This window comes from Methanobrevibacter sp. (assembly GCF_045220775.1).
GTDB lineage: Archaea > Methanobacteriota > Methanobacteria > Methanobacteriales > Methanobacteriaceae > Methanocatella.
This window is the reverse complement of sequence record NZ_JBGUWC010000079.1, coordinates 1-7333: the sequence shown is the minus strand read 5'-3', so window position 1 is coordinate 7333 and position 7333 is coordinate 1. Positions and strand designations below refer to the sequence as shown.

Genomic DNA, 7333 nt, shown 5'->3' with positions numbered 1-7333 from the left:
ACTATCGGCAGCTATTTTTTCTGCATGGTAATAATCGCTAATGTAAAAGATTGCAAAGCCTATGATTAAAAGTAGAAGAATTATGATAGCAATCTTGATTTTCTTATTCATGATAATATTTTATAAAAAAATCCTATTTAAATCATGTACTGGATGTTAGGGTTAAAATTTAGGATACTAAAATTAGCTAATCTTTTAAAAAATAATAAAATGTAAGTGCTGTCAGCACCTACTTTTTAACTTTGACTTTCTTTTTAACAGTTGTTTTCAAGTATTTGACCTGATAAGTTACCTTTTTACCAACCTTAAGTTTTTTAAGCATTGATTTTTTAACTATAGCTTTTGTAATTCCTTTTTTGTTGATTTTAACTGTTTTGACTTTTTTGCCGTTGAATCTGAAGGTGACCTTGCCTTTAGGATATTTTCCATTGACCTTCTTAAGGGTTGCAGTTAAAACCAGCTTTTTGGCTGACTTTTTAACTTTGACATTTTTAAGTTTCAAAATCTGCTTTACGGTTACAGTTTTGGATGCGGTTTTACTTAAGGCAGTTGCCTTTATTGTGTATTTCTTATTCGGCAGGTATTTGGAAGGCACAATGAATGTGGCCACACCTTTTGAGTCGGTTTTGATTGTTGTGACTTTCTTGCCGTTAATGTAGAATGCCACATCGACACCGCCTGCAGGTTTTCCATACTTGTCATAAACTGTTACTGAGTATTTTCCTGTGTATAGGACGGATGCCTGTGTCATGACTACTTTAGGATTTACAACGATGTTGAAAGTATTCTCAGCAGTGCAGTTAGTATAGTCATCATTTCCGGAATAGCTTGCTGTTATGTTATAAATTCCGGATTTCAAGTTTGTAGTGATTGTTTTTTCGCCAACACCATCAACTATGTTTACAGTATAATTGGTTCCTCCAATTACAACAGTTACGTTGCCTGTGAAGAACTTATTGGCTGCCAGCTTAATTGCAATTGAACTACCTTGCATAAAGTCCGGAATATTCTCAATCTCTATTTCAGGATTTACGCTTAAATGGAAGGAATTACTTTTAGAAACTGTTTCAGAGTAGTATAGGTCTGTTTCTTTAAAAATAACTTCAGCTGTATAGTCACCAGGTTTTAGATTAGGAGTTATCGCTAATTTGCCTGATCCATTGGTAATGTTTAGAGTATGAATCTCTTCTCCAATAATTATATCGACAGTACCGTTGAATTGATCATTTTTAGTTTCGTCTACACTGATTTCAATTGTTGATCCATCAGCAATAGGGTTTATTCTGAATACTGTTTCATTTAAGAACTTACAATTAGAGACATCTAATTCACCATTTTCACAGTAAAGTGAATCAACAGATGACCCTCCATAAAACTTATTATTTACAATGTTTAAATTTTCTTTACTTGCTGCAATATCATTGCCTTTATTTGCATTATTATTTTTAAATACTGAATTATCGATTAGTAAACTGAGAGCACTATTATCTATATAGATTGCACCCCCTTGATTATCAGCATGATTATCAGCGAAAATACAATTAGCTATATTACCAATACCAGTACACCAATAGACAGCACCCCCATTCTCTTTAGAAGTATTGTTTGTGAAATTGCAATTGGCCAGATATCCTGAATCAGCATTCCAAATGACAGCACCAGCCCAATGATCAGCATGATTATCATTGAAATTACAATCAGTTAAAGTACCGGACACAGCCTTCCAGTAGACAGCAGCCCCATATCCAAAACCATTACATGTGAAATTACAATTGGATAAATATCCTGATTCACCTTGCCAGAGGACAGCACCTCCTTCTGTGTCTGCAGTATTGTTTATGAAATTGCAATCAGTTAAGTTACCGAAACCGCCGTTCCATAGGATAGCACCAGCATCATCCTCATTAGCTCCAGTGTCCTTTTCTGCAGCGATGCCGTTTATGAATGTAATGTTTCTTATGGTTACATTGTCTGCAGTGATTTTAAAGATTCTTGACAAGTTTTTTGCATCTATAATCATTCCATTGCCGTTTATAGTTACTGGGCGATTAATAGGAATGCCCTCTACAAAATCAGAATCTATAGTTGAGTTAAATTTATAATATTTATCAAGAGTAATTTCACATGCACCATTGCCATTTATGGTTTTATTTAAATCCGAAAATGTTGTTCCATCAGTAATTGTTAATGTTACGGTTACTGGATTAATATCCTTATGATTATTGACACTTAATAGGGCATTGTAAATACCTATTGGCAAATCGAAAATCAATCCTTCGCCACTTAAAGCAGAATAATTACGTAGGAATGTGCCATTTTTAGAAACGCAGATGGTAGTATTACAACCGTTTAATACGAAGTCATTATATTTTAAATTGAATAAAAATTTCTCGCCAGAATTATATGGTGCTATGAAGTCAGAAACACTTAACAGATCAGTAACAATAACAGTTTTCTCATTATCATTATCTTCAAAAGTACAAAGGACAGCAACACCATCATAGATTGCTTCGCCATGTATTGCAGTGTTGTTTTTGAAGTTGCAGTTGATTGCAGTACCCCAGATCATTGCTCCACCACTATAATTATTCAAATATACTCCATTAGATTTCACATAATTATTATTGAAATTACAATTAACTATAAAACCACTACTTACAACGGCACCCCCTTCAACAGAATCAGGAATACCCGATACATTGGATTCAACATAATTATTACTAAAATTACAATTACTTATATTGCCAGATAGATATATGGCGCCTCCGCCAGCATAACCATCTTCACACATTACATTAGCATTAATAAGATAAACTTTAGCATAATTATTTTCAAAATTACAATTAGTTATCCGACAGTTTTTACCATGTATAGCACCACCAGCAGCAGCAAGATAATCATGACCAATATTATCATATACAGCATAATTATTACTGAAATTACAATTACTTATATTATTTTCATCCGTACCAGAGTAGTATATAGCACCTCCGCCAGCACAACCACCCCCTTCAAAATGATTTTTAGCATAATTATTACTAAAATTACAACAACTTATCTCATTATTCATTCCAAAGAAATATATAGCACCACCAAAACCAAAGGCAATTGAATCTGTATCAATATGGTTATTATAAAAATTACAATTAATTATATGATTATTATTACCATTTAAGTATATGGCTCCACCATCATTGTCGTATACTCCATTCTGGAATGTGATATTTTTTATGACTACATTATTAGCAGTTACCTTAAATATCCTTGAACCTGTAGCGGCATCGAGTATTGCACCATGACCATTTATGGTAATGGATCTATCAATGAAAATTTCTGAACCATCACCAATATATGTACAGCCATCTAGATTAAAAGTGTCTGTATCAAGATTATTATTAATCGCATTTCGAATATCGGAAAATGAAGTGCCCTTAACATTAATTGTTTTTCCCAATACTCCCTCATTATTTACTGTAGATAATTTGTTTTGATTTGTATTTATTATAATATTTGGCGTAAAACATCCAATATTATTTTTATCCAAAGAATCATCGCATAATGGTTCAGAAACATCCGCTACTTCGCTTTGAGAGTATTCCCCAATAGACAAATTTGCATTAGACGATGTATCTTGAACACTCAAATTATTTGAATCTTCACTGCCAACAATATCTGCTGAACTTACGGCTCCAATAGCCAATAGGCCTACAAGCAATATTGCCAGCACAATTATCCTTTTGTTTAGCAAAAGTTCGCCCTCCCTTTTGAAAAATTTTTATTAATTGATATATATTATATACAATCATTATATTAATCATTTCTACATCAAACAAAAAAAGCATTGGAAATGATTACGTTAAATCCTTTTCATTTGCGGACTGGAAAACAAGTGAAAATTAAAAAAAAGTAGATAAAGTTTAAATTATCCTGTATTCATAAGCATTAAAAATAGTAAAGGTTACATGAATGCCAGTATGGCATATGCTACACATATCAAAACAAGACATGATACGCATGCAACGGTGGTTGGAAACTCGCTGTTTTCTTGAGCGGCATTTGAACCGTTCAATGCTGTAGTCTGAATAGCATACTTTTCCTGATTGTCATATACATCGCCAAGCTTAATTGCAACCCAAACGGACCTGACGATTGATACAAGCATCAGTATCATGGCTATTGCTACGTATACATCGACAATTGAATCAAAATTTCCAAAGATTATTCCGAATACCCATGGAATCTCATAGATTACCCCTTCAAGAACCCAGTTCCTGTTGTCGTGTATAGCACCAATATAAATAAATCCCAAACCGTTGAAAAGGATGAGTACCGAAAAGATTACCCACCAGGATCTTTTGATTTTTTCTAAAGCATTCATTTTTTAACCTTAAAATTTTATGATAGTGGAATTATTATCCACTATTCTAACAAGTCTTTGTTGCTGGTTTCGATTTTGTCGACAACTTTTTGACCTTCAACAGCCAAGTCTGAGAACACATTGATTGTTTCCTTCATTTTAGGAAGTGCTTCTGTCTTATATGTGCTTACATCTTCAATAGCCTGAAGGGCTTCTGAAAATGAGGCCTTTAAAACTTCAGGTGAAATCATTGTCTCAGCGCTGTGCTTTTGAATTTCGCTTCCTTGCTCTTTCAGCATATGTGAAGTGGACTCAATAATGTTTTCAGTTGTCTGGTTCAAGATATTGATCTTGTCCATTACGATTTTTTGGTTATAAAGCGCACTTGCAACCATTACACCGGTTCTTAGAGCTGAAACGGTTACGTTTTGGGCACGTTTTACTCCTCTTATCAATTCCTTATTGTTTCTTCTGATTACATTAAGTGAGATGATTCCTTGCTGGTTTACAACAATCATCTGCTGCATGTCCATGATCCTTTGCCTTAATGGGAATAGAATTTCCTCACGTACAAATGCGATTTTCTCTTCTGATACTCCCTGAAGCTCAGCTTCCTGTATTTGCGCTTCAATGGACTGATCCATCTGCTTACCAAGTTCAATATCTGCAAGGAGCTTGTTTGTAACTTCCCTTAAATAGTTCTCTTCACTTAAAAGGGTGGTATTATCATTTTGAAGGACTTTGCCGCTTTTTTCAAGTGATTCGATGATATGTGAAATTGATACTTCAGCCTTTTCATATTTGGCAAAGTACTTTTTAACGGGATTGACTAGGTTGCCAAGCACGCCTTTTTTAGCGAAATCAACTTTGCTTGGATCCAAATCCCTCATCTGTTGGTCCAGTTCCAATAATTTTTCTCCTATATTGTCGGCTTCCTTTCCGCCTTTTGTCAAGTCGCTTAATCTTGTAGACAGCATTTCGTTATGTGAGGCGGATTTTGACATGTCTGCCATGCCGAAATTGTCAAGGGGCTGTAGGATTTTTTCCCTTTCTTGAGGATTATTCAAATCAGCGTCAAAGATAGCAGTTGCATTGTCCTGTGCCTGATTTTTAAGGTTTGAGTTTTCCAATTTTTCTTCTTCATCCTTGATGGATGTTTCGACATCCTTTTTGATTTCATCTACATCTAGAGAAAATTCTGCCATAATATCACCTAGCTATAAAAGTCTATTTTATTCTTATCAACTTTGGCGGTATAATTATCTATTGTTTTGCCGCCTTTAATTATTTCTACATTAACATGATCCACATCCAATTTTTTGTATGTGTCATAATACCCAAAGGATATGTCATAATTTGAATCATAATACACTTGAGACAGTTTTTCGGTTTCCTGACCTAAAACAGTATCATTTTCATCGCAATAGCTTGTCTTTACTATATATCCATTCATTTTTGAAGGAACGTCAATGAATAATGCTTCAGTATAGAATGTATAGCTTGTCTTATTACCGTAATCATTGTCATAAGCTGAAACATCTGTTATTGTCAAATCTACATGTTCAACATCATTGGTTGTGGTATTATCCCCATTTCCGGAAGTAATGATAAATAATGCCCCGAAAACCAATATGAGAGCGATGATTACCAGAAATATCTTCCCGTTTGAAAATATACCTGAACCTTTTTTCAATGCATTATCAGAGAAGCTGTGACCGCAATCCATGCAGAATTTTGCATCGTCAGCTACCGTTTTTCCACATTTTGGACAAGTTTTACTCATAAAACCACCTAATATTCCTTAACAGAACCTATTAAGTTTTCCATTTCTTCCAATAGATTTTTAACCTCTTCACTTGCACCATCCTCATCGCTAATGTTAATTACAAGTTCATTGGTTAAATCTTCAATCTGATTTATAATAGCTTTCATGTTATTAATCTTACTTTTAAGTTCATCTTCGATTCTAGGAGTATCGTCAGCCGCCAAATTAATGATGTTCAGGGCGGAATCGTGCTGCACATAAAATAATTTATGTGAACTGTCTACCACATTCATGAATCTGTCATAAGTAATTTGAGGAGGAGCAAACTTTTTATGAATCAGTTCCTTAACAATTTCCTCCTTTACATCAAACAATGCTTTTAGATTATTAACCTCTTTTTCATATTTTTTAAGTGATTCAAGGCCTGTGCTTTGACGGATAGGCATTGAATTTGTAGAGTTATTTTTGGATACTATTTTTACAGGCTTTTTAGTTTCAGCTTTTGCATAGCTGCTTGATTTTGTTAATCTGTAGAGATATATCAAAGGAAGTATTGATAAAATTAAAATTATAAACATCACTGTCTTGTTTCCCCAGTGTGCAAACGGAACAACAATGCAAAGCAAGGAAATGTAATAAACGCCCAATATCCAAGGAAGAGAATTATTGGCAGACAATATATCTGAAATGCCACCGGAACCCCTTTGCAATCTAATCCTGGAGGCATATTTTGATTCGGGTGCATATTGCAAAATCTCATCATCAGTTAATATGCCTGCCTTAGGCTCAATAACATATTTTATTTCAGATAATGTTTCGACACAACTAACCCTCTGCCCCTCGCTATCAAAGGCTTTTGAGTCTTTAAAGGTTAATGGTGTTGTTAATCTTTTAATTTCATGAGTTTTGGGCATTTCTTTAATCTCCAATAATTATCTAAAAATATATTTAAGATAAAGGTATTTATAAACCTATGTATTTAAATTGTTACTACATGTCAAATTCCTTTTCAAGTAGAATTGTAACGGGGCCGTTATTCAATAAACTAACCCTCATATAGGCTCCGAACTCACCGGTTTCAACTTCAATTTCTTCACTGCATCTTGAAGCAAAATAATCAAATAGCTCGGTTGCCCTATCCGGAGCCAATGCCTTGTGGAAGGAAGGTCTGTTCTTTTTGGTGTGAGCATATAACGTGAATTGTGGAACCA

General features: G+C 34.2%; 6 protein-coding genes. All 6 read right to left on the bottom strand.

All coding sequences use genetic code 11. The features are described from left to right. Positions 1 to 229 precede the first annotated feature (229 nt). Positions 230 to 3748: a right-handed parallel beta-helix repeat-containing protein gene (locus ACJROP_RS05040; RefSeq protein ID WP_406534396.1), complete on the bottom strand. Its 3519-nt coding sequence runs from the start codon at positions 3746 to 3748 to the stop codon at positions 230 to 232. A gap of 210 nt (positions 3749 to 3958) precedes the next feature. Then, positions 3959 to 4378: a hypothetical protein gene (locus tag ACJROP_RS05035; RefSeq protein ID WP_406534395.1), complete on the bottom strand. Its 420-nt coding sequence runs from the start codon at positions 4376 to 4378 to the stop codon at positions 3959 to 3961. 41 nt (positions 4379 to 4419) lie between these two features. After that, on the bottom strand, positions 4420 to 5562 hold the full coding sequence (locus ACJROP_RS05030; RefSeq protein WP_406534394.1) for a toxic anion resistance protein: 1143 nt from the start codon (positions 5560 to 5562) through the stop codon (positions 4420 to 4422). An 8-nt stretch (positions 5563 to 5570) separates the two neighbouring features. Next, on the bottom strand, positions 5571 to 6140 hold the full coding sequence (locus ACJROP_RS05025) for a zinc ribbon domain-containing protein (RefSeq protein ID WP_406534393.1): 570 nt from the start codon (positions 6138 to 6140) through the stop codon (positions 5571 to 5573). 8 nt (positions 6141 to 6148) lie between these two features. After that, positions 6149 to 7036, bottom strand: coding sequence for a hypothetical protein (locus ACJROP_RS05020; RefSeq protein WP_406534392.1), 888 nt, complete (start codon positions 7034 to 7036; stop codon positions 6149 to 6151). 76 nt (positions 7037 to 7112) lie between these two features. Continuing rightward, positions 7113 to 7333 (bottom strand): D-aminoacyl-tRNA deacylase (locus ACJROP_RS05015; RefSeq protein WP_406534391.1); only part of this gene is annotated, 221 nt, incomplete at its 5' end.

What these genes read in the sequence shown, in the direction of transcription:
- ACJROP_RS05035 (WP_406534395.1), bottom strand. Translation starts at nt 4,378, where the DNA reads ATGAATGCTTTAGAAAAAATCAAAAGATCCTGGTGGGTAATCTTTTCG.
- ACJROP_RS05030 (WP_406534394.1), bottom strand. Translation starts at nt 5,562, where the DNA reads ATGGCAGAATTTTCTCTAGATGTAGATGAAATCAAAAAGGATGTCGAA.
- ACJROP_RS05025 (WP_406534393.1), bottom strand. Translation starts at nt 6,140, where the DNA reads ATGAGTAAAACTTGTCCAAAATGTGGAAAAACGGTAGCTGACGATGCA.
- ACJROP_RS05020 (WP_406534392.1), bottom strand. Translation starts at nt 7,036, where the DNA reads ATGCCCAAAACTCATGAAATTAAAAGATTAACAACACCATTAACCTTT.